20 protein-coding genes and 1 pseudogene are annotated in these 23,603 nt (G+C 71.9%); 9 read left to right on the plus strand and 12 right to left on the minus strand.

Annotated features, from left to right (window positions below; all coding sequences use genetic code 11):
* The first annotated feature begins 41 nt into the window (after positions 1-41).
* Together pdxS and pdxT are read left to right on the plus strand one after the other, a co-directional pair.
* Complete coding sequence (gene pdxS / locus JOE55_RS08060) at positions 42-950, plus strand: pyridoxal 5'-phosphate synthase lyase subunit PdxS (RefSeq protein WP_024289347.1); 909 nt, start codon at positions 42-44, stop codon at positions 948-950.
* Positions 947-1,672: a pyridoxal 5'-phosphate synthase glutaminase subunit PdxT gene (gene pdxT / locus JOE55_RS08065; protein ID WP_204782581.1), complete on the plus strand. Its 726-nt coding sequence runs from the start codon at positions 947-949 to the stop codon at positions 1,670-1,672. The genes pdxS and pdxT overlap by 4 nt, the downstream gene beginning before the upstream one ends.
* Before the next feature lie 117 nt (positions 1,673-1,789).
* Here pdxT and ald read toward each other — a convergent pair whose 3' ends face one another.
* From ald to JOE55_RS08095, 6 genes are all read right to left on the minus strand, one after another.
* Positions 1,790-2,881, minus strand: coding sequence for an alanine dehydrogenase (gene ald / locus JOE55_RS08070; protein WP_204782582.1), 1,092 nt, complete (start codon positions 2,879-2,881; stop codon positions 1,790-1,792).
* A 98-nt stretch (positions 2,882-2,979) separates the two neighbouring features.
* Positions 2,980-3,462: an SRPBCC family protein gene (locus JOE55_RS08075; protein ID WP_204782583.1), complete on the minus strand. Its 483-nt coding sequence runs from the start codon at positions 3,460-3,462 to the stop codon at positions 2,980-2,982.
* A gap of 115 nt (positions 3,463-3,577) precedes the next feature.
* Positions 3,578-4,813 (minus strand): glycerate kinase, encoded by a 1,236-nt coding sequence (locus JOE55_RS08080; RefSeq protein ID WP_204782584.1) that lies wholly within the window; start codon positions 4,811-4,813, stop codon positions 3,578-3,580.
* Positions 4,814-4,842: 29 nt separating this feature from the next.
* Positions 4,843-6,357 carry an SLC13 family permease gene (locus JOE55_RS08085; RefSeq protein ID WP_053446729.1) on the minus strand — a complete coding sequence of 505 codons (1,515 nt, stop codon included), beginning with the start codon at positions 6,355-6,357 and terminating at the stop codon, positions 4,843-4,845.
* Positions 6,354-7,937 carry an ATP-binding protein gene (locus JOE55_RS08090; protein WP_204782585.1) on the minus strand — a complete coding sequence of 528 codons (1,584 nt, stop codon included), beginning with the start codon at positions 7,935-7,937 and terminating at the stop codon, positions 6,354-6,356. The genes JOE55_RS08085 and JOE55_RS08090 overlap by 4 nt, the downstream gene beginning before the upstream one ends.
* Entirely contained in the window at positions 7,934-8,335 is a 402-nt protein-coding gene (locus JOE55_RS08095; RefSeq protein ID WP_155930941.1) for a hypothetical protein, read from the minus strand. Before JOE55_RS08095 ends, JOE55_RS08090 begins: the two co-directional genes overlap by 4 nt.
* Positions 8,336-8,423: 88 nt before the next feature.
* Here JOE55_RS08095 and JOE55_RS13120 point away from each other — a divergent pair, with 88 nt between their 5' ends.
* The 3 genes from JOE55_RS13120 to JOE55_RS08110 all read left to right on the plus strand — a co-directional run bounded on the left by JOE55_RS13120 (position 8,424) and on the right by JOE55_RS08110 (position 11,640).
* Positions 8,424-9,251 carry a GNAT family N-acetyltransferase gene (locus JOE55_RS13120; RefSeq protein ID WP_239546537.1) on the plus strand — a complete coding sequence of 276 codons (828 nt, stop codon included), beginning with the start codon at positions 8,424-8,426 and terminating at the stop codon, positions 9,249-9,251.
* Positions 9,248-9,973 carry a M50 family metallopeptidase gene (locus JOE55_RS08105; RefSeq protein WP_204782586.1) on the plus strand — a complete coding sequence of 242 codons (726 nt, stop codon included), beginning with the start codon at positions 9,248-9,250 and terminating at the stop codon, positions 9,971-9,973. The genes JOE55_RS13120 and JOE55_RS08105 overlap by 4 nt, the downstream gene beginning before the upstream one ends.
* Positions 9,974-10,077: 104 nt before the next feature.
* Positions 10,078-11,640, plus strand: coding sequence for a mannitol dehydrogenase family protein (locus JOE55_RS08110; RefSeq protein WP_204782587.1), 1,563 nt, complete (start codon positions 10,078-10,080; stop codon positions 11,638-11,640).
* Positions 11,641-11,815: 175 nt separating this feature from the next.
* On the opposite strand, the gene JOE55_RS13440 is transcribed toward JOE55_RS08110, so the two are convergent.
* Positions 11,816-13,249 carry an FGGY family carbohydrate kinase gene (locus JOE55_RS13440; protein WP_204782588.1) on the minus strand — a complete coding sequence of 478 codons (1,434 nt, stop codon included), beginning with the start codon at positions 13,247-13,249 and terminating at the stop codon, positions 11,816-11,818.
* Positions 13,250-13,385: 136 nt separating this feature from the next.
* Positions 13,386-14,351 (minus strand): sugar-binding domain-containing protein, encoded by a 966-nt coding sequence (locus JOE55_RS08120; RefSeq protein ID WP_204782589.1) that lies wholly within the window; start codon positions 14,349-14,351, stop codon positions 13,386-13,388.
* Between the two features lie 188 nt (positions 14,352-14,539).
* Between JOE55_RS08120 and JOE55_RS08125 the strand changes: the two genes are divergently transcribed.
* The 4 genes and pseudogenes from JOE55_RS08125 to JOE55_RS13585 form a co-directional block, all read left to right on the plus strand.
* The gene (locus JOE55_RS08125; RefSeq protein ID WP_239546539.1) at positions 14,540-15,922 is read left to right on the plus strand and encodes an ABC transporter substrate-binding protein; all 1,383 of its coding nucleotides are present in this window, start codon (positions 14,540-14,542) and stop codon (positions 15,920-15,922) included.
* A 1-nt stretch (position 15,923) separates the two neighbouring features.
* Entirely contained in the window at positions 15,924-16,871 is a 948-nt protein-coding gene (locus JOE55_RS08130) for a carbohydrate ABC transporter permease (RefSeq protein WP_006215640.1), read from the plus strand.
* Between the two features lie 5 nt (positions 16,872-16,876).
* Complete coding sequence (locus tag JOE55_RS08135; RefSeq protein ID WP_239546541.1) at positions 16,877-17,800, plus strand: carbohydrate ABC transporter permease; 924 nt, start codon at positions 16,877-16,879, stop codon at positions 17,798-17,800.
* A gap of 260 nt (positions 17,801-18,060) precedes the next feature.
* Positions 18,061-18,177, plus strand: a pseudogene (locus JOE55_RS13585) (helix-turn-helix transcriptional regulator); the annotation flags it as partial.
* Between the two features lie 105 nt (positions 18,178-18,282).
* On the opposite strand, the gene JOE55_RS08145 reads toward JOE55_RS13585, so the two are convergent.
* The 4 genes from JOE55_RS08145 to JOE55_RS08160 form a co-directional block, all read right to left on the minus strand.
* Positions 18,283-19,329: an NAD(P)-dependent alcohol dehydrogenase gene (locus JOE55_RS08145; RefSeq protein WP_204782590.1), complete on the minus strand. Its 1,047-nt coding sequence runs from the start codon at positions 19,327-19,329 to the stop codon at positions 18,283-18,285.
* Complete coding sequence (locus tag JOE55_RS08150) at positions 19,329-20,486, minus strand: ABC transporter ATP-binding protein (RefSeq protein WP_204782591.1); 1,158 nt, start codon at positions 20,484-20,486, stop codon at positions 19,329-19,331. The genes JOE55_RS08145 and JOE55_RS08150 overlap by 1 nt, the downstream gene beginning before the upstream one ends.
* A 918-nt stretch (positions 20,487-21,404) precedes the next feature.
* Positions 21,405-23,033, minus strand: coding sequence for an AbgT family transporter (locus JOE55_RS08155; RefSeq protein WP_204782592.1), 1,629 nt, complete (start codon positions 23,031-23,033; stop codon positions 21,405-21,407).
* A gap of 10 nt (positions 23,034-23,043) precedes the next feature.
* Positions 23,044-23,541 (minus strand): glutathione peroxidase, encoded by a 498-nt coding sequence (locus JOE55_RS08160; protein ID WP_204782593.1) that lies wholly within the window; start codon positions 23,539-23,541, stop codon positions 23,044-23,046.
* Between the last annotated feature and the right edge of the window lie 62 nt (positions 23,542-23,603).

A 23,603-nucleotide genomic window follows, 5' to 3' on the forward strand; every position in this document is an offset into this window, starting at 1 on the left:
GATCTTGTGGCGGACCAGTGCCTCGCGCAACGATGCTCGGCATGACTGAGAACACCACTGCCGCCACCGGATCGCCCCTCGTCAAGCGAGGCCTGGCCGAGATGCTCAAGGGCGGCGTCATCATGGACGTCGTCACCCCGGAGCAGGCCCGCATCGCCGAGGACGCCGGCGCCGTGGCCGTCATGGCGCTCGAGCGCGTGCCGGCCGACATCCGCGCCCAGGGCGGCGTGGCCCGCATGTCCGACCCGGATCTGATCGACGGCATCATCGAGACCGTCTCGATCCCGGTCATGGCCAAGGCCCGCATCGGCCACTTCGTGGAGGCCCAGGTCCTGCAGTCGCTCGGCGTGGACTACATCGACGAGTCCGAGGTCCTCAGCCCCGCCGACTACGCCCACCACATCGACAAGCACGGCTTCACCGTCCCGTTCGTGTGCGGTGCGACCAACCTGGGCGAGGCGCTGCGCCGCCTGGCCGAGGGCGCGGCCATGATCCGCTCCAAGGGCGAGGCAGGCACCGGCGACGTCTCCGAGGCCACCAAGCACATCCGCACCATCCGCAAGCAGATCGCGGACCTCCAGGCGACCTTCCGCTCCAACCCCGACGAGCTGTTCGTGGCCGCCAAGGAGCTGCAGGCCCCCTACGACATCGTCCGCGAGGTCGCCGAGACCGGGAAGCTGCCGGTCGTGCTGTTCACCGCCGGCGGCGTGGCCACCCCTGCCGATGCCGCGATGATGATGCAGCTCGGCGCCGACGGCGTGTTCGTGGGCTCCGGCATCTTCAAGTCCGGCAACCCGGCCGAGCGCGCGGCGGCGATCGTCAAGGCCACGGCCCAGTACGACGACCCCGCCGCGATCGCCGTGGCCTCCCGTGGCCTGGGCGAGGCCATGGTGGGGCTCAACGTCGGCGACCTGCCCGCTCCGCACCGCTTGGCCGAGCGCGGCTGGTGAGCCCGGAGGCTCCCGCGGCCTCGGCGCCGAGCCGCCGGGGAGGCCCCGGGGACGACGCCCGCGGCGACAGTGCCCGGGCCGGCACTGCCCGGGGCCGCAGCGGCGGCGACGACGCCCGCACCGCGCGCATCGGCGTCCTGGCCCTGCAGGGCGGGGTCGCCGAGCACGTGCGCATGCTCGAGGGCCTGGGCGCCCAGGCGGTGCCCATCCGCTCCTCGGCGGCCCTGGAGCAGCCTCTCGACGGGATCGTGCTGCCCGGCGGGGAGTCCTCGACCATGGACCGTCTGCTGCGCCGCTTCGGCATGAGGGACCGCCTGGCGCAGCTGCTCCAGGACGGGCTCCCCGTCCTGGGCACCTGCGCCGGGCTGATCCTGCTGGCCGACGAGATCGTGGATCCGGCGCCGGGGCAGACCAGCCTGGCCTCGCTGGGGATCCGGGTGCGCCGCAATGCGTTCGGGCGCCAGGTCGACTCGACCGCCGAGACCCTGCAGACCTCGCTCGGCCCGGTGGCGGGGGCCTTCATCCGGGCACCGGAGGTGCTCGAGGTCGGCGAGGGCATCCAGGTCCTCGCCCGCCGCGGCACCGCTCCCGACGGCGACGGCCCGATCGTTGCGGTCGGCACGGACACGGCGCTGGGGCTGTCCTTCCACCCCGAGCTCACCGGCGATGACACGTTCCACCGCGAGCTGCTGCGCATGCTCCGGGCCCGCGTCGACGCCTGAGGGCCCCTCCGGCCGCGAACCGCAGGCCGACGACCGACGCCCCCGCCTCGAGCGGAAGCTCGTGCGGGGGCGTCGTCGTGCGGGCGGCCCGGTGCGGGCGCTGCCGGGGGCCGAGGGTCAGGCGGCCGGCAGGTCCGGGAACTCGGCGATGACGTCCGCGTTGCGCAGCTTGCCGTGCGAGGTGGACAGGCTGCGCTCGAGCTCGCGGGAATCGGAGCAGGCCTTCTTCCACCCGCTGCCCGCCACTCGCAGGACGTAGGGCAGGGTCGCGTTGGTCAGCGCTGCGGTGGAGGTGGCCGGCACGGCGCCGGGCATGTTGGCGACGCAGTAGAAGATCGCGGGTCCGACCTGGAAGGTGGGGTCGTCGTGGGTGGTGGCGTGCGTGTCCTCGAAGCAGCCGCCCTGGTCCACGGCGATGTCCACGAGCACGGCGCCCTTCTTCATCTTCAGGACCATCTCGTGGGTGACGACGTTCGGGGCCTTGCGGCCCGGGATCAGCACCGCGCCGACCACCAGATCGGCCTCGAGCACGCAGTTCTCGACCTCGTAGGGGGTCGAGACGACCGTGCGCACGCGGTTGCCGTAGAGGTCGTCCATGGCGCGCAGAGCCTCGATCGAGGTGTCCAGCACGGTGACGTCGGCGCCCATGCCGACCAGCTGGTGCACCGCATTGCGACCGGCTTGGCCCGCCCCGATGACGGTGGCCTGCGCCGGGCGCACACCGGGGACCCCGGCCAGCAGCAGGCCGCGCCCGCCGTGGGAGGCCAGCAGCGCGTTCGCGCCGACGGTGGCGGCCATGCGGCCGGCGACCTCGGACATGGGCGCGAGCAGCGGCAGCGCGCCGCGGTCGCTCTGCACGGACTCGTAGGCCAGCGACGTGGTGCCGGAGTCCAGCAGCGCCTGGGTCAGCTCGCGGCTGGCGGCCAGATGCAGGTACGTGAACAGCGTGAGGTCATCGCGCAGGAAGCCGTACTCGGAGGGGATCGGCTCCTTGACCTTCAGCACGAGCTCCGCCGCCCAGGTCTCCTCGACGGGCACGAGGACGGCGCCGGCGTCGGTGTACTCCTGGTCCGGGATGCTGGAGCCGATCCCGGCGCCCTCCTGGACGCGGACCTCGTGGCCGTGGCCCACCAGCTGATGGACGCCGGCCGGGGTGAGGGCCACACGGCCCTCCTGCGGCTTGGTCTCCGTGGGGACTCCGATGATCATGTGCGCTCCTTGAGGTCAGGACGCCGTCGACCTCGTCGTCGACGGCGCGTTCGGGGACGCCGGTCCGCGCCCCCCGGGGCGTGCCGGGCCGGCTGGACTCAGCTCAGCTCGTCTGCGAGCCGATGCAGCGTGGCCTCGATCTTCTCCTTCTCGACGACCGGGAACCCCTTGGCCTGGCGGGTCTGCGCCGAGGTCTGGGACCAGTCGCAGTAGTTGACCACCTCGGTTGTGTCCTCGGGGGTCGAGCGCAGGATCCAGCCCCATGCCCAGCCCTGCGGCTCCTGGCCCTCGTCGGCCACGAGCCACTCCAGGCGATGCTCGAGGTCGTAGCGGGTGACGTGGTTCTCCGTGCGGTACTGCGTGGTGCCGTCCGTCCAGAGCATCTCCATCACGAAGACCTGCCCCACGTGCTCGAGCGGCTCCTGGCCGACGGCGGCGCGCACCATCTGCGAGCCGTCGATGCGGGCGTGGTTGGCGGGGTCGCGCAGGAAGCTCCACACCGTCTCGATGGGGGCATCGATCGCGGCCTGGAGGGCGATGCCGTCCTCGGCGTGCAGATCCTGGATCGTCGATTCGCTCATGGTCCCATTGTGGCGCTCGCCACCGACAGTCTTCAATGGAGCGGGGGCCGGTTGCCGCCGGGGACCGCGAGCGGCACGACCGCCGCGGGCGGATCCGACGACGGTCCCGCGCAGCTCACCAGTCGTCTCCGACCAGCCGGTCCTCGGCGATCGAGGCGCCGAGCATGAGGGTGCGCATGAACCGCTCGGTGGCCGCGATCAGCAGCTCTTCGCCGTCGCGCACCGCCTCCGCCAGGGACATCGGCACGGGCAGGATGGAGGCGACGGCGTCGATGCCGATCCCGTGCACGGCGTCCGACCCCTGGCCCAAGGTCCCTGCCAGGCCGATGACCGGCACGCCCTGCTCGGAGGCTCGACGGGCGACCTCGGCGGGGACCTTGCCGCGCGGGGTCTGGAAGTCGATCGCACCCTCGGCCGTGATGACCAGGTCGGCGCCGCGGATCGAGCTGTCCAGGTCGATCCCGGCCAGCCCCGAGTCCAGCAGCGCCTCGAAGCGCGGCACCAGCTCGGCGCCGATGGCCGCCATGCCGGCGCCGAGGCCTCCCGAGGCCCCGGTGCCGGGGCCCAGGGCGAAGTCGCGGTCCCAGGTCCGCTCGAGGCCGTCGCGGCCCAGGATCTCCGCCCAGTTCTCGAACCCGCGCGACATCTGCTCGACCTGCTGCGCCGTGGCGCCCTTCTGCGGGCCGAAGACCCGGGCGACGCCATGGTCGCCGGTCAGCACGTTGTGCGGGTTCAGGGCCAGGACCACGCGCACGCGGCCGGCGCTCAGCGACGGGTGCAGACCGGAGAGGTCCAGGCTCCGGGCCTCCGTGAGCGCCGCGCCCCCGGTGCCGACCGGCTCCCCGTCGGCGTCCAGCACCCGGGCTCCGAGCGCGGTGAGCGCGCCCAGCCCTCCGTCGGAGGTCCCGGAGTCGCCGCAGCCCACGACGATGGTCTGCGCCCCGTCCTCTAGGGCAGCGCGGATCAGCTCGCCGACCCCGTGGGTGGTGGTGAGCGTGGGATCCCGGCGATCGTGCGGGACCAGGCGCAGTCCCGCGGCCGAGGCCATCTCCACGACGGCGGTCCCGCGCGCGTCGCCGCCCAGGCGGGCCCAGTGCGCCTCGACCGGATCGCCCACGGGGCCGGTCACGCGTGCGGGGATCAGCTCGCCGCCGGTGGCTGAGGCCAGTGTGCGGGCCGTGCCTTCGCCGCCGTCGGCCACGGGCACGGTGCGCACGCGCACGCCGGGCACGGCGCGGCGGACTCCTGCGCTGATCGCGCGGGCGACCTGCTCGGCGTCCAGCGACTCCTTGAAGCCGGAGGGCGCCACCAGGACTCGGCGGACGAAGGCGGTGGAGGGTGTGGCGGTCATATCGGACTCCTCGGTGTTGAAGGGGCGGGTCAGCGGAACAGCGGCAGGCCCATGAGGGGCCAGACCAGGAAGGCGAAGACGAGCACCAGCACGGCCGAGATCGGGGCCAGCCAGGCGGAGAGCCGCAGGAGGTGCTCGGGGCGGAAGGTCTCGACGTCCTCCACGTCGGAGAACAGGGTCACGGGCTTGGCGGAGCTGGTCAGCGTGTGGCAGAACCCGGCCGCCGCCGTCGAGGCGAACGCCGCGGCGGAGGCATCCACCCCCAGGCCCGGGGCCAGGGCGACCACGATGGGGATCAGCACGGCCGAGCGCGCCGAGCGGGACTGGATGACCAGGTGCGCGGCGGTCGAGAGGACCACGACCAGGACCACGAACGCGATGGGGGCTCCGGGGCCGATCCGCTGGACGGGGCCGAGAGCTCCGGCGGCCAGCCAGTCGGCGGCTCCCGAGTCGACCAGCCCGGTGCCCAGCGTCAGCGTGGCGGCCATGAACACGAGCAGCGACCACGGCACGGACTTCAGCGCCTTGCCCAGGTCCACCGACCCCCATCGGGGGCTCGCGGCCAGCAGCGCGCCCAGCAGGCCGACGATCGCCGGGTGCAGCCCGTGCAGCGGCTCCGAGCACCACAGCACCACCACGACGGCCACGAGCATGGCCGAGCGGGTCTGCGCGGTGGTCAGAGGTCCGGAGATGGGCGAGGCCGAATGCGCCTGCATGTCCTTCAGGCTGATCGAGACGGGCTCGCGCCGGTCCTCCCGCCGGGTGAACAGCCGCAGGATCAGCTCGGTGCACACGTGCGAGGACACCACGGCCAGCGGAAGGCCCAGGATCAGCCACGTGGCCACTCCGAAGCTGCGATGCCCGGCCGCGTCCAAAATCTGGGCGGTGATCAGATGCGCGCCGGCGCCCAGGTATGAGGCCACCGCCGAGAGCAGGATGACCGACGGGAACAGCAGGGACAGCGCCAGCACCACCCGCCGGTGCGGCGCCAGCACCGCCGCCATGGCCGCGAAGACGGGCAGGGCCAGGGCCGCCCGTCCGGAGGTCGACGGGATCGCGAAGGCCGTGACGACCAGCACCGCCGTGGTGAGGTGGAACAGCGGGCGCAACCCGGAAGCGCCGGTCACCACGAATGCCGCCACGCGGGTGGCCAGTCCCGAGGCTGTCACCCCGGCGGCGATCACGAAAGCGGTCAGCAGCAGCCACACCGTGTCCTCGCCGAGCGAGGAGAAGAGGTCCTCGTCCCCGACCACGCCGGTGGAGACCAGGATCAGCGCAGCGCCCAGCGCCACGTAGGTGTCCTCGAGCGGGGAGAAGATCCACAGCCACACGGCCACGCAGAACACGCACAGGGTCAGGGCGCCGTGGGCCGGCAGCTCATCGCCCAGGACCGAGGCCCGGATCACCACCGTGCACGCGACGAGCATCACGACCGCCAGGATCAGCGCGGCCGGGCGCGGCCTGGGGCGCGAGCGCGCCGGCGCGGGGCGGCCGCTCTGCGGAGGGGTCGAGGCCCAGCGCACGGAGCCCGTCTGCGCGCTCATCGCTCCACCCGCATGGCCTCGGCCACTCGGTCCTGCGCGGCGGAGTCCGTCTCGTCGAGCTCCTGCCGATCGGGCTGGACGAGGGGAAGATCGAGTCCGACCGAGGTGCGCCCGTCGGGCTCGGAGGCCACCCACAGGCTGCCGCCGTGGGCATCGGCCACCGCGCGTGCGACGGCCAGCCCCAGGCCCATGCCGCCCTCGTCGGCGGATTCCTCGGTGCTGCTCGAGCCGCCGGAGGCCTCGGACAGCGCGGCCGAGCGGTACTGCTCGATCATGGCCCGGGCCTGCTCGGCGCTCAGCGGCCGACCCGCGTTGGTCACCGACAGGCGCAGGACCCGCCCCTGTGCCGCCGCCGAGACCTCGGCGTTCTCGTCGTCCTGCGACTGCGACTGCGACTGCGGCTCGGCGACGGCAGCGCTGAGCTGGATGCGCTCGCCGTCCTCCGTGTGATCGACGGCGTTGCGCGCCAGCTGGCTCATGGCAGCCGACACGGCGGCGGCATCCATCGGTACGGTGAGATCGGGCGCGTCGTCGAGCTCCCAGCTGCGTCGGGGGAAGCGCTGGGCCAGGTCATGGCGCAGGCGCACCACCAGCGGGGCCGCGGCCGTGGGCCGCATGCGCAGAGCTCCGGGCCGCTGCGCATCGGCGAGCAGGCTCAGATCCGCCAGGCTGCGCTGCATCTCCTGCATGCGGCGCCGGAGGCGGCTCAGCTCGGCGCTCGACAGCCCGTCGGAGCCCTGCGAGCCGGTCTCCAGGTCCCGACGACAGGCCTCCAGGGGGCGGGCGAGATGGCGCTCGACCTCGGCGGCCACGTGCGACTGGCGATTGAAGGAGTCCTCGAGCCGATCGAGCATGCCGTTGACCGCCTGGGCCGTGCTGGAGATGTCGTCGCGGCCCTCGACGGGCACGCGCGGGGAGAGGTCGTGGCCCGAGACCCGCTGGGCCACAGCTGCGATCCGGCGCACCGGCAGAAGGATCTGTCCGGCGGCGAACCACGCGATCAGGGCCGTGAGCGCCAGCCCGCCGGCGGCCACGCCCACGAGCAGCAGGACCTGCTGATCCACGTCGTCGTGGGCCGGGTCCGTGAACTGCAGGACCAGGAAGGCCGATCCGTCCTCGGTGTCCACCCGCCCCCACCGCACGCTGCCGTGCTCGGTGTCCCGAACTCCCGAGGCCGACGGGTCCGCGAGGAGACTGTCGAGCTCGGCGGTATCCGCGGCCAGCAGCTCGCCGGCGTCGTCGGCGGCATTGTCCAGGTAGGAGATGTCGCCGTCGGCCACCGCGATGAAGGCCTCGTGCGTGGCCGGGGTCTGCCGGGAGAGGTAGCGCTCCATGAGCTCGGCCTCCGAGGCGAAGGGCTGCGCGGTGCGAGGATCCACGCCCTCGTCGACGAACGTGCGGAACTCCTCGACCTCCTGCACGATCCCGGCATCGGCGGCCTGATCCACCTGCCCCTGCAGCAGCGAGCGCATGGTCACCACGACGGCCAGCAGGGCGATGGCGGTGGTCAGCACGATCCAGCCCACGATGCGCCAGCGCGCCGAGACCCGGGATCCGCGCTCCTGAGCGTCCGCGCTCATCGCGTCACCGTCCCGGCCTCGGGGGCATCGTCCTGCTCGCCGTCCGAATCGGTGTCCAGATCGACCTCGTCCGGCCCGTCGTCGTCCTCCGGCTCGAGGTCTGGATCGTCCTCGTCGTCGTGCTCTTCTTCATCGACGGGGGCGGCCGGCCCGGATGTCGGCGCCTGCTGCTGCTCCCGGTCGTCGGCGGGTGCCGGGTCCTCTGTCGCCTCCGGCTCGGTCGTCGGGGCGGGTGCGGAGGCTTCGGGATCGGGCGACGACGGCGCCGTGACCCGGGTGCTCACAGGATCGGAGGGCAGAGTGGGCGGCATCGTGGTCCGCGCCAGCTGCTGCGTTCCCAGCGCGGTCAGCACGGGAACGGCCATGATCAGGACCAGGAGCAGCACACGTCTCAACATGACAGTGAAGTGAACTCCGAACAGATGAAATGCAGATGAGCATCCGGGCCGCGGACGCTCAGCACTCGACCCCAGGAAGACGAGACCGATGACCGATCTGCAGTGCCCCGCTGTGCTCCTGCTCGGAGAGGATCCGCGCGCCGTGCTGGAGGGGAGGGTCCTGGGGCCCGTCGGGCCGGGGGCGGAGATCGTCTGCCTTCCGCAGGGCGAAGACCCGCTGCGCCGGGCTGCCGCCGAGGACGCCCTGGTGGACGAGCTGGTCGACGCCCGCCGCGGGGAATCGGTGGTGCTCGAGGCCGAACCGGCGCGGCTGCGCGAGCTGCTGCGCCGCCACGGCTGCACGCCGGAGCTGCCCGCGCGCATCGAGGCCGACTCCGGCGGCTGGCGGCGCACCGAGCCCGCCGGGCAGCCCGCCCTGGAGCGGCAGGATCCGGAGCCGGCCGCCGTGGAGCAGCCGAGCGCCGACCAGCCGAGCGCCGAGCGGCACGTGGCGCTGCCGCTGGCGGAGATGACCGGACTGCAGATGCACGCGATCACGCTGCTGCGCGAGCGCGTCTTCGTGGTGGAGCAGAAGACCACCGAGGTCACGGAGATCGACGAGCTCGATGCCCTGCAGACCACCGTCCACCACTGGCTGGAGATCGACGGCCGCCCCGCCGCAGTCCTGCGCGTCCTGGCCCACGAGGAGGCCATCGCGATCGGCCGGGTGGCCACCGCTCACGAGCACCGCGGGAAGGGCCTGGCCGGGCGGCTGATGCGCCTGGTGCTCCAGGACCTGGCGCCGCTGAATCGCCCCGTCGTGCTGCTGGGCCAGTCGCACCTGGAGCAGTGGTACGAGCGGCTCGGATTCGTCCGCAGCGGAAATGAGGTCCTGGAGGTGGGCATCCCGCACGTGCCCATGACCCTGAGCCGATGATCGAGCTGCTCGCGGCCCGTCCCGTGCCCCCGGCAGATGCCTGGGTGCTCGTGCTGTGCGGGCTCCTCGCCGCAGGGCTGTGCCTTCCGCGACGGACCTGGCGGTGGTTCGGGCTGGTCGTCACGGTCGTGCATGAGCTCGGCCACGCGCTGGCGGGGCTGGTCGTGGGCCGGAGGGTCATGACGATCCGCATCGAGGCCGATCACTCGGGCGTCACGCACTCCTTCGGCACCGGGCCCAGCGCGGCATGGTCGACCTTCTGGGGCTATCCCTTCCCCGCCGTCGTCGGGGCCGTGTGGGCCGCCGCGGTGGGGCTGGGGCACTGGCCGGTGGCCGCCGTCGTGAGCGCGCTGGTGCTGTTGGGCTCCCTGGTGGTGATGCGCGGTGCGCTGTCCTGGGTGGTCACGACCGGATCGGCGGCGCTGCTGCTGGCGCTGGTGTGGGCGGACCTCGCGATCGGGCGCTGGCTGATGCTCGCGGTCGGCACCGCGCTGTGGGTCGGCGCGCTGCGGGTGTGGTGGCTGCTGGCCCGGCGCCACGTCCAGGGCGCCCTGAGCCGACGGGTGCAGCACGAGCACCCGCTGGGGCTGCCCTCGGATGCCGTGGCACTGGCCCGGGCCACCGGCGTCCCGGCCATGCTGTGGCTGCTGGCCTTCCTGGCGGTGATCCTGCTCAGCGCAGCGGGGATCGCGCTGGCCTGGGCCCCGCAGCTGCTGAGCTGAGCGGCTGCAGGCAACTCTGTCTCAGATGTGGCCTGGGTCTCGTCTCAGATGATATTTTCGCCGGGCGGGTCATCGCGGATCCGCACTGCCCACAGGAGGCCCGCATGCCCACCGACACCGTCTCACCCGCTCCCTCGTCCGAGCCCGCGCAGCGCCTTGCCGACGCTTCGCTGCCCGGCACGCAGGCGGAGCTGCCCGCCTACGACCGCTCCGGCCTGAGCACCGGCATCGTCCACATCGGCGTGGGCGGCTTCCACCGCGCTCACCAGGCCGTCGTCATGGACGACCTGCTGGCCCAGGGCGGCCACGACAGCTGGGCGATCACGGGCCTCGGCGCCCTGGCCGGCGACTCCCGCATGCGCGACGCCCTCAACGACCAGGACGGGCTCTACACCCTGGCGGTCAAGCACCCCGACGGCCACCGCGACAACCGCGTGATCGGCTCCATCCGCACCATGGCCGTGGCTCCGGAGGACCCGGCCGGCGCGGTCGAGCTCATGGCGGATCCCGCCACCCGCATCGTGTCGCTGACCATCACCGAGGGCGGCTACAACTTCAACCAGGCCACGGGCCTGTTCGACGAGACCACGCCGGCCGTCGCCCATGACCTCGAGGTCCTGCGCGGCTCCGGCGAGGGCGAGCTGCGTTCGGTCTTCGGCCTGGTCGTGGAGGCTCTGCGGGTGCGCCGCGAGCGGGGAACCGCCCCCTTCACCGTCATGTCCTGCGACAACATCCAGGGCAACGGCGACACCGCCGCCCTGCAGTTCGTGGCCTTCGCCGAGCTGGTCGATCCCGAGCTGGCCGCCTGGATCCGCGAGAACGTCCCGTTCCCGAACTCCATGGTCGATCGCATCACCCCGGTCACCACCGACGCCGACCGCGAGAACGTCCTGGCGGACACCGGGCGGGTGGACGCCTGGCCGGTCGTGTGCGAGCCGTTCTTCCAGTGGGTGCTCGAGGACCACTTCGTCCCGGGTCCCGACGGCGCCCCGGGCCGCCCCGCCTTCGAGAAGGCCGGCGTGCAGCTCGTCGCGGACGTCGAGCCCTACGAGCTCATGAAGCTGCGCCTGCTCAACGCCTCCCACCAGGCGCTGTGCTACCCGGGTCGCCTGGCCGGGCTCGAGTACGCGCACGAGGTCTGTTCCGACCCGCTGTACGTGGCCTACCTGCTGGCCTACATGGAGCTCGAGGCCACTCCCACGCTGCGCGATGTCCCGGGCGTGGACCTGGACGACTACCGCAGGACGCTCATCGAGCGCTTCGCGAACCCGGAGATCCGCGACACCCTGGCCCGCCTGTGCGCCGAGGCCTCGGACCGCATCCCCAAGTGGCTCGTGCCGGTGATCCGCGAGAACCTCGAGGCCGGTCGCCCGGTCGAGCTCTCCGCCACGATCGTGGCCTCCTGGGCGCGCTACGCCGAGGGCGCCGACGAGAACGGCCGTCCGTTCGAGATCGTCGATCCCCGCCGCGACGCCGTGATCGAGGCCGCCTCCCACCACGACGAGGACGAGCTGTCCTTCCTGCGCAACGAGGAGCTCTTCGGGGACCTCGCCCAGCAGGAGGCCTTCACGGAGCCGTACCTGCGCGCCCTGCGCGGCTTCCGCTCGCGCGGCGCCCGCGCGACGCTCGAGGAGGTCCTGGAGGTCGTGGGGCGCCCGGCCGCCTGATCCGCCGCAGCCGTCGTCCCTGTCCGCGGAAGCGGGCGGGAGGGGCGACGGCGGGACGGGCCGCGAGCACGACGCAGGCCCCCGCACCGAGACGCAGCGAACGCGTCCGGGGCGGGGGCCTGTGCCATGAGCGGGGACATCCGCAGGAGCCGATGCGGCTCCTGCGCAGCAGGGCTCAGCCGGCCAGCTCCTCCTCGAGCTGGCGGCGCATGGCGCTGTAGCGGGCGCGGAAGGCGTCGGCCCCGTCGTCCTGGGCGGCGGGCAGATGCTGGGAGCCCTCGGTGCCGGCGGTCCAGGCGGGCAGCTCGCCCTGCGCGGCCCAGTAGGCCTGGCGCGCACCGCCCAGGGCCACGTACTCATCCGGGGCGGGGACGTCGATGTCGACGCCCAGCACATGGGTGAGGGCCGTGCGCAGAGTGGCGGAGCGCGAGCCGCCGCCGATCAGCAGGGCGCGCTCGATCGGGACGTCCAGGGTCCGCAGCACCTCGAGGCAGTCGGCCAGCGAGTTCGCGACGGACAGCACCGAGCTGCGGGCCATGTTCTCGCGCGTGAGCGAGGCGCCCGTGACGCCGTGCCAGCGCCCGGCGGCGTCAGGGAGGTTGGGGGTGCGCTCGCCGTCCAGGTACGGCAGCAGCGTCAGCCCCGAGCAGTCTGGGTCGCCGGCGGCCGCAAGGGCGTCGAACTCGTCCAGGTCGGTGCCGAGCAGGTCCGAGGTCCTGGCCATGACCCGGGCGGCGTTGAGCGTGCACAGCAGCGGCAGGTAGGCGCCGGTGGCGTCGGCGAAGCCGGAGGTGACGCCCGTGGGGTCCGCGATCGGGTGCGGGCTGTGGGCGAAGACCGTGCCCGAGGTGCCGACCGAGACCACGACATCGCCGTGGCCGATGCCCAGGCCGAGCCCGCCGCCGGCGTTGTCTCCGCACCCGGCCGAGACCACCGCGCCGGGGCTGTTCGGGAGCCAGTCCGAGGTGATGGTGCCGGCGGAGGCGTGGGGTGCGAGGACCTCGGGGACCTGCGGGGCCGCCCCGAACCAGCGCTCCAGGAGGTCCTCGCGGATCGAGCCGGAGGCGGGGTCGAACCAGCCCGAGCCCGAGGCCTCGGAGCGGTCCGTGATCCAGGCGCCGCCGGTCAGCTCTGAGACCAGCCAGTCGTGCGGCAGGCCCACGCGCTCAACGCGTGCCGCGGCCTCCGGGACGTTCTCGCGCAGCCAGGCCAGCTTGGTCAGCGTGATGGAGGTGACGGGCGCGGAGCCGGTGGCCTCGACCCAGCCGGAGATCTCGAGCTCCTCGACCATGGCCCGGGCCTGTGGGGCGCTGCGGACGTCGTTCCACAGCAGGGCGTCGTGGACCGGCGCGCCGGCCGAGTCCAGGGCCACCATGCCGTGCTGCTGCGCGGAGACGCCCACGCCCAGCACGTCCGAGCGCTCGCGGGCTCCGGCGGCGTCCCAGGCCTGATTCAGCGCCTTGGTCCATTCCCGGGGGTCCACCGAGGTCCCGTCCGGGTGCGGGGCGGAGCCGCGAGAGAGGATCTGCCCCGTGGCGGCGTCGACGACCATGACCTTGCAGGACTGGGTGGAGGAGTCCACCCCGATGACGGTACCGCTGATGCTCACTCCAGCTCCTCTGCCGAGACTCTCTGACGGTTCAGCCTAGCGGTCTGCGTCACATCGCAGGGGCCTGCGGCGGCTCCCGGGAGCGCTCGGTCGGCCTCGGCCCTGCGGTGCCGGTGCAGGGCCGGCGGCCGCCCGCTCACTGACCCTCGAGCTCGGCCAGGGCATCCCGCAGCGGGATGTCGCAGACCAGGATGTCGACCAGCCCGGCCCGCACCGCCGCCAGCACGGCCGGGGCGCGCCCGGCGCCGTGGGCGACCGCGATCCGGCGACGGGCCGCACGCAGGTCCGCAAGCGATGCCGCGATCACGGAGTCCTCGACGGGGCCCTCCACCGCGGTGCCGCGGGCGTCGATCAGGTGCCCGGAGATCTCGGCGACCGCGCCGGCCGCCAGGGCCTGCTGACGGTCCTGCTCCTGGATGCGGTCCCACACGGTGGACAGCCCCGGTCCCCAGCCGCCGATCGCGAAGACCGCCAGGTCCAGATCCCCGGCCTGGGCCAGGGTGCGGGCGATCTCCGGGGTCTCGCGCAGGGCTGCCGCGCCCTCACCGGCCACCAGCGGCGCCCACAGGGGAAGCGTCTGCTTGGCGCGCAGCGTGCTCAGCAGCCGGGGGACCGCCTCGGTGGAGTCCGGGGAGGCGATCGCCCCGGCCAGCTGGACCACCACGCTGTCCGAGAGGTCGGGCAGGTGCGGGGCCATGGCCTGGATGATGCGCGACCACGAGATCCCGACGGCGGTCTGGCCTGCGGCGTGCTCGGCCACCGAGGCGGCGAGCTCGCGGGCCAGGGCCTCGGCGCCGCGGGGGGTGTCGGCGGGCTCGACCGAGATCAGCTCCGCGATGCCCAGGGACTGCGCCGTCTCCTGGTCGCGGCCGTCCGACGGCACGGCGATGGTGATGCGCACGATGCCCCGATCGCGGGCCTCCTGCACGAACGCGGCGACCTGGAAGCGCGAGATGTCGTGCTCCTGGGCGATCTGGACCTTGGACTTCTGATCCAGGAAGTGGGCACGACTGATCTCGGCGAGCAGCGTGAGGTGGGCGCGGTCGTCGGCGCTCGGGGAGGGGGCGGCGTTGGCGGATGGTGCGGTCGGATCCGAGGTCATGGGGGCCACATCTGTGAGGTCGGGTGTTGCTCAGGTGAGTCTATATGACTAGCATCACACTCACCTGAGCGGGATAGAGCGCTCACGTGAGAAGCGCCGGATGGGGCCGGGTGCCCGCCCCCACCAGGTCTTCTGCCTCTCGGCCCGGACACCGCTGCCTGGGCCCGTACGAATCCACAGAGGTATCCATGAGCCCTCGTCTCACCTCGCCGCACAGCCCGCCGTGGTCTGTGGGCAGGCGCCAGCTGCTCGGCGGGACCCTCGGTCTCTCCGCACTGGCCCTGACCGGCTGCGGCTCGTCCCAGGGCGACGAGATCGTCGTCGGCATCGTGTCCAACCCGCAGATGCAGGACGCGATCTCCCTGCAGGCCGAGTTCGAGCGGGAGCACCCGGACATCAACGTCCGATTCGTCTCCCTCCCGGAGAACGAGGCTCGTGCCAAGATCACGGCCTCCGTGGCCACCGGCGGCGGCGAGTTCGACGTCGTCATGATCTCCAACTACGAGACCCCCATCTGGGCGGCCAACGGCTGGATCGAGAACCTGCAGCCGTACGCGGAGGCGACCGAGGGCTACGACCCCGAGGACTTCATCGACTCGGTGCGCGCCGCCCTGAGCTACCAGGACAGCCTCTACGCCGTGCCCTTCTACGGGGAGTCGTCGTTCCTGGTATGGAACAAGGACCTCTTCGAGGCCAAGGGCCTGGAGATGCCGGAGAAGCCCACCTGGGAGCAGATCGGCGAGTTCGCCGCCGAGCTGGCCGATCCCGACCAGGACATCTCCGGGATCTGCCTGCGCGGCCTGGCCGGCTGGGGCGAGATCATGGCCCCGCTGACCACCGTGTACAACACGTTCGGCGGCGGCTGGTTCGACATGGACTGGAACCCCACGCTGACTTCGGACGCCACCAGGAAGGCCACCCAGTTCTACGTGGACCTGGTCCGCGAGCACGGGCAGCCCGGTGCGGCCACCTCCGGCTACGGCGACTGCATCACCCGCTACAGCCAGGGCCAGGCGGCCATGTGGTACGACGCCACGGCCATGGTCTCCTCGGTCGAGGACCCGGCCTCCTCCACGGTCGCCGGGCGCAGCGGGTACGCCCCCGCCCCGGTCATGGAGACCGAGGCCGCGGGCTGGCTCTACTCGTGGTCGCTGGCCATCCCCGCGACCTCGCAGCGCAAGGAGCAGGCCTGGGACTTCATCGCCTGGATGACCAGCAAGGACTACATGAAGCTGGTCGGCGAGGAGATCGGCTGGGAGCGCGTTCCCCCGGGGAGCCGTTACTCGACCTATGAGCTCGAGGGCTACGCCGAGGTCTCCGAGGCCTACGCCAAGCCCGCCCTCGACGCCATGGCCGGTGCCTCCCAGGAGACCTCCATGACGCACCCCGTCCCGTACGAGGGCCTGCAGTTCGTGGCGATCCCGGAGTTCCAGGATCTCGGCACCCGCGTGGGCCAGCAGATGTCGGCCGCCGTGGCCGGCCAGAAGAGCGTCGACGAGGCGCTCGAGCAGTCCCAGGAGTACGCCGAGGACGTCGCCGACGTGCACCGCAACAGCTCTGGAGGCAACTGAGATGTCCACCGTGGCCACCCCGTCGGGCACTCGGGCCGCAGAGCCCGCCAGCCGTCGCAGCGCCGAGGAGCGCGCCAAGCGCGACGCCTTCCGCCGCCGTCTTCCGCTGCTGCCCGCGCTGATCTTCACGATCGCGCTGACCCAGCTGCCGTTCCTGATCACCATCTGGTACTCGCTGCGCTCCTGGAACCTCCTCAACGAGGACTCCGACCGTTTCGTCGGCCTGCGCAACTACCTGGCGATCTTCACCGACTCCACGTTCCGCGGCGCGGCGCTCAACTCGATCCTCTACACGCTGGCTTGCGTGCTGTTCGCCCTCATCCTGGGGATGATCTTCGCGCTGCTGCTGGATCGGGCGTTCCTGGGCCGCGGCCTGGCCCGCACTCTGCTGATCACGCCGTTCCTGATCATGCCCGTGGCCTCGGCCATGCTGTGGTCGGTGTCCATGTTCAACCCGTCCTACGGCCTGGTGAACTGGATGATCGGCCTCGTGGGCATCGACCCGGTGGACTGGACCTCCCAGATGCCGCGGATCTCCGTGATCGTGGCGTTGGTGTGGCAGTGGACGCCGTTCATGATGCTGCTGCTCCTGGCCGGTCTGCAGTCCCAGCCCCGCGACGTCCTCGAGGCGGCGCGCGTGGACGGGGCCTCCAAGATCCAGTCCTTCGTGCTCATCACGCTGCCGCACATGCGCCGCTACATCGAGCTGTGCGTCCTGCTCGGCGCGATCTACGTGGTCAACACGTTCGACCAGATCTACCTCATGACCGCAGGCGGACCGGGCACCCAGAGCGCCAACCTGCCGTTCTACATCTACCAGCGAGCCTTCCTGGGCTTCGACGTCGGCCAGGCCGCCGCCATGGGCGTGGTCGTGGTGATCGGCACGATCATCATCGCGACCTGGGCCCTGCGTCTGATGTTCAAGAGCTTCATGACCACGGAGCAGTGACCGACATGACCGCACAGCCCCATGACTCCGTCTCCGCGGAGACGACCTCTGCTCCCTGGGATGCCCAGGACCGTGCTCGCGACGACCGGCCCGAGCCGCCCGTGCGCAAGCGCCGCTCCGGTGGCATCGGCGGCGCGGCACTGACCCTCATCACCTGGCTGCTGGCCCTCGGGTTCTTCCTGCCGGTGGCGTGGATGGTGCTGACGTCGTTCAAGCAGGAGGCCGATGCCTCCACGAACCCGCCGACGTTCTTCTTCGCGCCCACGCTGGATCAGTACCGCGCGGTGATCGACGCCGGACTGGGCGACTACATGCTCAACTCCGCGATCGCCACGGTGGCCTCGACCCTCCTGGTCCTGCTGCTCGGCATCCCGGCCGCCTACGCGGTGAGCATCCGCCCGGTCGAGAAGACCTCGGACGTGCTGTTCTTCTTCATCTCCACCAAGATGCTGCCGGTCGTGGCCGTGATCGTCCCGATCTACGTCGTCGCCGGTCAGCTCAAGGTCCTGGACACCGTTTGGACCCTGGTCCTGCTCTACACGGCCATGAACCTGCCGATCGCGGTGTGGATGATGCGCTCGTTCTTCCAGGAGGTCCCCCGGGAGGTCCTTGAGGCCGCGGAGATCGACGGCGCCTCGCTGATGACCACGCTGCGCACGATCCTGATCCCCATGGTGGCCCCGGGCATCGCCTCGACCGCCCTGATCTGCGTGATCTTCGCCTGGAACGAGTTCTTCTTCGCCCTGAACCTCACGGCCGTCGAGGCGGCCACGGTGCCGGTCATGCTCGTCTCGACCATGACCAGCGAGGGCCTGTTCCTGGCTCGGCTCTCCGCCGCCAGCGTCCTGGCGTCGCTGCCGGTGGTCATCGCCGGCTGGGTCGCCCAGAAGCAGCTGGTGCGCGGTCTGTCCATGGGTGCCATCAAGTAGGCCGGCCCCCGGCCCCCGGCACGACGACGAGCCCCCGCGGTCGCTGCGCGCAGCGACCGCGGGGGCTCGTCTCCGTCTCCGCCGCGCTCATCCCCGCAGGGCCGTGACCAGGGGGTATATCGGTGGCAACCGCGCGCAGCCACCGGGCAGGAGAGCGCAGCGCCTGCTGAGGGCGCGGACGGTGGGCTGGGGGATCGCACGGCTCTAGGTTGATGACACCGCCGAACGATCCCGGCGCATCCCCGTCCGAGGAGCTCGTCATGCTGCACGACCGGATCAAGGAATGCCGGCTGCGCGCCGGTCTGTCGCAGGCCCAGCTCGCGACCCGTCTCGGCGTCTCGCGCCAGGCCGTGACGAAGTGGGAATCCGGCCGAGTCGCCGTGCCTCGCGATGGTTCGTCGTCCGTGTCTCGGCGCACCCGGCACCGATGCACGGAGGTCCCCGGCAGAGCAGCTCTGCGGGGGACCTCCGTGCGGTGCGGGTCAGGGGCGCACGACCGCCTTGAGCGCACCGGGGGTGCGGGCCGCGGTGAGGGCGGCCTCGACGTCGTCGAGGCCGTGGACGCTCGTGACGAGCGAGTCCAGGTCCACCGCACCCGAGGCGGCCATGGCCACCGCGGTGGGCCACGTCCCGGCATAGCGGAACGTCCCGGTGACCACGAGCTCGCGGTTCTGCACGAGCGGGACGGGCAGAGCCAGGGTGTCCGCGCCCATGCCGACCAGAACGGCGCGCCCGGCCGGAGCCAGGCGGTACAGTCCGTCGAGCACGGCGGGCTCAGCGCCCGTCGCGTCGATGAAGGCGTCGAACCCGCCGCCGTCCGCGCTGTCCGGCTCCGGGGCGCAGCCGGCGGCCCAGGTGCGCGAGGCGCCCCAGGAGGCGGCGACCTCGAGCCGGTCCTCGCGCATGTCCGTCATGGCCACCTCGACGGCTCCGGCGGCCTCTGCGCACGCGGCCGCCAGCAGGCCGATGGGCCCGGCTCCCGCCACGAGCACGCGCGAGCCCAGGCGGACGTGAGCGGCCCGCGATGCGGCGATGCCCACGGACAGCGGCTCGAGCAGTGCGGCGGCGTCATCCGAGACCGAATCCGGCACGCGGTGGCAGAACGCCGCCGGGTGCACGGCGTACTCGCTGAACACCCCGTCCACGGGAGGCGTGGCGAAGAAGCGCACCGCCGGATCCAGGTTGTACCGCCCGGCCAGCGTCTGCGGGGAGAACGGCTCGGGGATGCCCGGCTCCAGCGATACCCGGGCGCCCAGAAGCGACGGATCGGTGCCCGGCCCCAGCCCGACCACGCGCCCGGACGGCTCGTGGCCGAGGACCAGGGAGCCCTCCACCGCGAAGGCGCCGATGCGGCCGTGCTCGTAGTAGTGCGTGTCCGACCCGCAGACCCCCACGCTCAGCACGCGGACAAGGACCTCACCGGGTCCGGGCTGCGGGACGGGGCGCTGCTCCACGGCGAGATCCCCGATCCCGTGCAGCACGCTGGCGCGCATGGAATCGGGGATCTCGCGGATCTCGTCGACGGGCATCAGCGAGCGTCAGGGAGGCGCTGGCCGGTGGCGGTGTCGAACAGGTGGAGGCGATCGACGGCGGGGACGGTCCAGATGGTGTCGCCGACCTTGACCGCGGAGCGCCCGCCGGTGCGGATCGTGATGCCCTCGGTGGCCTGGTCCTCCTCGGCGATCTCCTCCTCCGCGGCGGAGGAGTGCGTGGTCACCACGGTGTTGGCCGCGGTGACCGGGGCCAGCGAGCTGTAGATGTAGGCGTCGGCGCCGAGCTCCTCGACCGCCTGGACGCTCACGGGCAGGCCCTCGCCCTCGGGGGCCAGCGACAGGTCCTCGGGCCGGATGCCCACGGTGACCTCGGTGCCGCTGAGCGCCTCGCGCTGAGCGGGAGTCAGCTGGACGCGGGTGGTGCCCACCGACAGGACGCCGTCGGCATCCGGGGCGCTGCGGACCAGGTTCATGGCCGGGGAGCCGATGAAGCCGGCCACGAACTCGTTGGCCGGGCGGTCGTAGAGGTTGGCCGGGGTGTCGACCTGCATGAGCTTGCCGGCCTTGAGCACGGCCACACGATCGCCCATGGTCATGGCCTCGGTCTGGTCGTGGGTGACGTAGACGGTGGTGACGCCCAGGCGCCGCGTGAGGGAGGCGATCTGGGTGCGGGTCTGGACGCGCAGCTTGGCATCCAGGTTGGACAGGGGCTCGTCCATGAGGAAGACCTTGGGGGAGCGCACGATGGCGCGGCCCATGGCCACGCGCTGGCGCTGTCCGCCCGAGAGGTTCTTGGGCTTGCGGTCCAGGTACTCGGTGAGGTCGAGGATCTCCGCGGCTTCTTCGACTTTGGCCCGGCGCTCGTCGGCGGGGACCTTGGCGATCTTCAGCGCGAAGCCCATGTTCTCCGCGACCGTCATGTGCGGGTACAGGGCGTAGTTCTGGAAGACCATGGCGATGTCGCGGTCGCGGGGGTCGACGTCGGTGACGTCCTGATCGCCGATCAGGATGGAGCCGCGGGTGACGTCCTCGAGTCCCGCGAGCATGCGCAGGGTCGTGGACTTGCCGCAGCCGGACGGGCCTACGAGCACCAGGAATTCGCCGTCGGCGATGTCCAGGCTGAGCTCGGAGACCGAGGGGCTCTCGGCTCCGGGGTACTGACAGGTCACGCGGTCATACGAAACAGTCGCCATGGCGGTTCTCGCTCTCTTCCCGGCAGGTACGTGCCGGACGATCCGTGGAAGCATGTGAGATGACACACATACAACTGTGAGAGTACACCGGCCCAGATGAGCCGTCACCCCTGTCCGGGGCGTGATCTCGGGCCGATCGCAGGCGTCGTCGGGACCGCGGAGAAGAATCTTGAGAATCTTCCGACGAAACCGCGTCACGATCCGGTCCGGTCGGGGTCTTCACCGTGAGAGCTCGCGAGAGCTCTTGCACCACCGGTGCGGAGAGATGCCGGTCCTCCCCTTGCGGGAGGGCCTCACGGTCCGCCTCGAAGCAGCCGCTGATGGGCAGTCACGGCGCAGGGGAGGACCGGGTGCGGCGACGGGCAGTCGCTGCACCGAGCAGGGGATCGGGCGGGCAGAGTCCGAGACCCTGGAATCCCGGGACGTCCGGGTGGAGGCAGGGCAGTGCCTCCCCGGACGTCCCGGCCCCAGCACGAAGGCCGCCCTTCCCCCGAGGGCGGCCTTCGCCATGTCCGGCCCGCTCGGCAGCGCTGGCGTAACTTCTCGAGAACCGCGTCACGATCCGGGCCTGAGCCGGTCTTCACTGTGAGAGCTCGCAAGGGCCCTCCCGGTCACTCGGTGCGAACGTCCTGGCGGGCGGGGCCGCCGAGCGCATCGAGCTCCTCCTGATGGGCAGTCAGAGGGGCGGATGCGGATCGGGTGCCGCGGCTGGTGGGCCGCGGCGCATCGCACCTCCCGGTGGGCAGAGACCGGCTGGTGCACACTCCGGGACGCCTCGGGCAACGGGTGGGCAGACCCGCTCGAGGCGTCCCGGACCCTCCGGATCCGGCCGGCTCCGGGCGATGAACGGGCCGGGTCGCGATCCTCACGCGACCCGGCCCGTTCCTCATCTCGCGCCGCCGATCGGGTGGGCGGGGCTCAGGCCGCCGGCGCTCCCGGACCCAGCGGGATCCCGAGGCTCCACCACAGCAGGAAGAACAGGAACCACACCACCAGGATCGAGATCGCGAACGGCAGCAGCAGGGACATCAGCGTGCCGATCCCGGCTCGTGGGAGCCGCTGCTGGACCACACCCAGGGTCAGGGCGAAGAACGCGTTGAGCGGCGTGATGATGTTGAACGCGGAGTCGCCGATCCGGTACAGCATCTGCGTGGTCTCCGGATTCACGCCCAGGTACATGAACATGGGCACGATCACGGGCGCAACGAGCGTGTACAGCGCCGATCCCGAGGTCAGGAAGAGGTTCAGCACGGCCACGATCGCCACGACGCTGAAGAACAGCACCGGCAGCGGCAGACCGGCGGCCTCGAGCAGGCTCGAGCCGCTGATCGCGATGACGGTGCCCATGTCGGTCCAGGTGAAGAAGGCGATGAACTGCGCCGCCGCGGCCAGCAGGACCAGCAGCGCTGCGATGTCGCGGATGCCGCGGGCCATGAGCTCGGGGATGTCGGCCAGCCTGCGGATGCTCCCGGCGGGGATGCCGTAGGCCGTGCCCGCGACCAGGAACAGCAGGGCGATCGGCCCTGAGATGTCGGTGATCAGCACGGAGCTCAGGGCGCCGGTCTCCTCGACCCCGCGCAGCGGCGAGAACGGCAGCAGCAGCGCCAGGAAGTACAGCGCCACGTACGCGACGGTCGCGATGCCCGCCCACTTCAGCCCGCGGATCTCCTGTGGCTGATAGCTGCGCAGGTTCTCCTGGGAGATCTGCGGGCGGTCGTCGCCATCGTCGGCGGTCTCGGCGGTGCCGTCGCGCTCGGCGGCCAGCTCCGCGGCGTGGATCCGGGCCGTCATCCGGGTCAGCACGCGCTCGGTCACGAAGGTGATGAGCAGGGCGAGCACCACGGCGGAGGCCGCCGAGAAGTAGTAGTTGGCGATGGGGGAGACCTGGTACTCGGGGTCCACGAGCTGGGCCGCCGACGTCGAGATGCCGCCCAGCAGGGGGTCGGTCAGGTTCACCACGAGCGAGGCGTTGAACCCCGCCGAGGCCGAGGCGAACGCGACGACGGCGCCCAGCACCGCCGAGCGGCCCGCCGCCTTGAACGCGGCGGCGCCCAGTGGGATGAGCACCACCGTGATCGCATCGGAGGCGATCGAGCCGGTGACGCCGGCCAGCGCCAGGACGAAGGTCAGCCACCGCGCGGGCACCTTGGCCACGACCACCCGCAGGGCGGTGTTGATCAGTCCGGCGCCGTCGGCCACCGCCACGCCCAGCATCACGACGAGCACCACGCCCAGCGGCGGGAACTCGACGATGTTCGGCACGATGCCGCCGACGATCCGGCGCATCCCCTCGGCGTCGGCCAGGCTCGTCACGGCCACGGTCTCGCCGGTGGTCGGATCCACCGCGCTGGCGCCCAGGCGGGCGAGCAGCTCCGAGAGCGGGACGATCAGGAAGGCGAGGAGGATGAACAGCCAGAACGGATGCGGCAGGCGATTGCCGATCATCTCGATCGCGCCCAGGACCCGGCCGAGCGGCCCGCCCTGGATCAGGGGGCCGCGGCCGGCCGGGGTCTCATCATCGCGGGGCGCGCTCGAGGCCTGGGACATCGACGGGGGCTCAGCCCTGCTCGGCGTCCGAGCTCAGCAGCTGCCCGATGTCGCCGCGCAGCTGCTCCGGGGTGGTCTGGGGCGCGTAGCGCTCGACCACGCGGCCGTCGCCGTCGATCAGGAACTTGGCGAAGTTCCACTCGATGTCCGCGCCGTCCTCGCCCTGCTTCTCGGACTTGAGCCAGGCCCACAGCGGGTGCGTGTCGATCCCGTTCACCTCCACCTTCTTGTATAGGGGGAAGTCCACGGAGAACTCGGTGCGGCAGAACTGCTGGATCTGCTCCTCATCGCCGGGCTCCTGCCCGCCGAACTGGTTGCACGGGAAGCCGAGCACGGTGAAGCCGCGGTCCTTGTACTCGTCCTGCAGCTTCTGCAGGCCGTCGTACTGCGACGTCAGCCCGCACTCGCTGGCGGTGTTGACGACCAGCACGACCTGACCGGCGAAGCGGTCGAAGACGTCCTGCGAGCCGACGATGGTGTCGGCGCTGAAGTCGTGGAACGTGGTCAAGGGTTCTCCTGAGGATCTGCCCCGAGACGAGGCCTTCGACGTTCAGCCGGCCCCCACAGCAG

Origin of the sequence: Kocuria palustris, from assembly GCF_016907795.1 — a bacterium.
GTDB classification, from domain to species: domain Bacteria; phylum Actinomycetota; class Actinomycetes; order Actinomycetales; family Micrococcaceae; genus Kocuria; species Kocuria palustris.

Bases quoted from the DNA above. Each gene is read 5' to 3' on its own strand.
- JOE55_RS08110 (WP_204782587.1), top strand. From the start codon at position 10,078: ATGCCCACCGACACCGTCTCACCCGCTCCCTCGTCCGAGCCCGCGCAG.
- JOE55_RS08135 (WP_239546541.1), top strand. From the start codon at position 16,877: ATGACCGCACAGCCCCATGACTCCGTCTCCGCGGAGACGACCTCTGCT.
- JOE55_RS08120 (WP_204782589.1), bottom strand. From the start codon at position 14,351: ATGACCTCGGATCCGACCGCACCATCCGCCAACGCCGCCCCCTCCCCG.
- JOE55_RS08150 (WP_204782591.1), bottom strand. From the start codon at position 20,486: ATGGCGACTGTTTCGTATGACCGCGTGACCTGTCAGTACCCCGGAGCC.
- JOE55_RS08130 (WP_006215640.1), top strand. From the start codon at position 15,924: ATGTCCACCGTGGCCACCCCGTCGGGCACTCGGGCCGCAGAGCCCGCC.
- pdxS (WP_024289347.1), top strand. From the start codon at position 42: ATGACTGAGAACACCACTGCCGCCACCGGATCGCCCCTCGTCAAGCGA.
- JOE55_RS08085 (WP_053446729.1), bottom strand. From the start codon at position 6,357: ATGAGCGCGCAGACGGGCTCCGTGCGCTGGGCCTCGACCCCTCCGCAG.
- JOE55_RS13120 (WP_239546537.1), top strand. From the start codon at position 8,424: ATGACCGATCTGCAGTGCCCCGCTGTGCTCCTGCTCGGAGAGGATCCG.
- JOE55_RS08125 (WP_239546539.1), top strand. From the start codon at position 14,540: ATGAGCCCTCGTCTCACCTCGCCGCACAGCCCGCCGTGGTCTGTGGGC.
- ald (WP_204782582.1), bottom strand. From the start codon at position 2,881: ATGATCATCGGAGTCCCCACGGAGACCAAGCCGCAGGAGGGCCGTGTG.
- JOE55_RS08090 (WP_204782585.1), bottom strand. From the start codon at position 7,937: ATGAGCGCGGACGCTCAGGAGCGCGGATCCCGGGTCTCGGCGCGCTGG.
- JOE55_RS08095 (WP_155930941.1), bottom strand. From the start codon at position 8,335: ATGTTGAGACGTGTGCTGCTCCTGGTCCTGATCATGGCCGTTCCCGTG.
- JOE55_RS08105 (WP_204782586.1), top strand. From the start codon at position 9,248: ATGATCGAGCTGCTCGCGGCCCGTCCCGTGCCCCCGGCAGATGCCTGG.
- JOE55_RS08145 (WP_204782590.1), bottom strand. From the start codon at position 19,329: ATGCCCGTCGACGAGATCCGCGAGATCCCCGATTCCATGCGCGCCAGC.
- JOE55_RS08075 (WP_204782583.1), bottom strand. From the start codon at position 3,462: ATGAGCGAATCGACGATCCAGGATCTGCACGCCGAGGACGGCATCGCC.
- JOE55_RS08155 (WP_204782592.1), bottom strand. From the start codon at position 23,033: ATGTCCCAGGCCTCGAGCGCGCCCCGCGATGATGAGACCCCGGCCGGC.
- JOE55_RS08080 (WP_204782584.1), bottom strand. From the start codon at position 4,813: ATGACCGCCACACCCTCCACCGCCTTCGTCCGCCGAGTCCTGGTGGCG.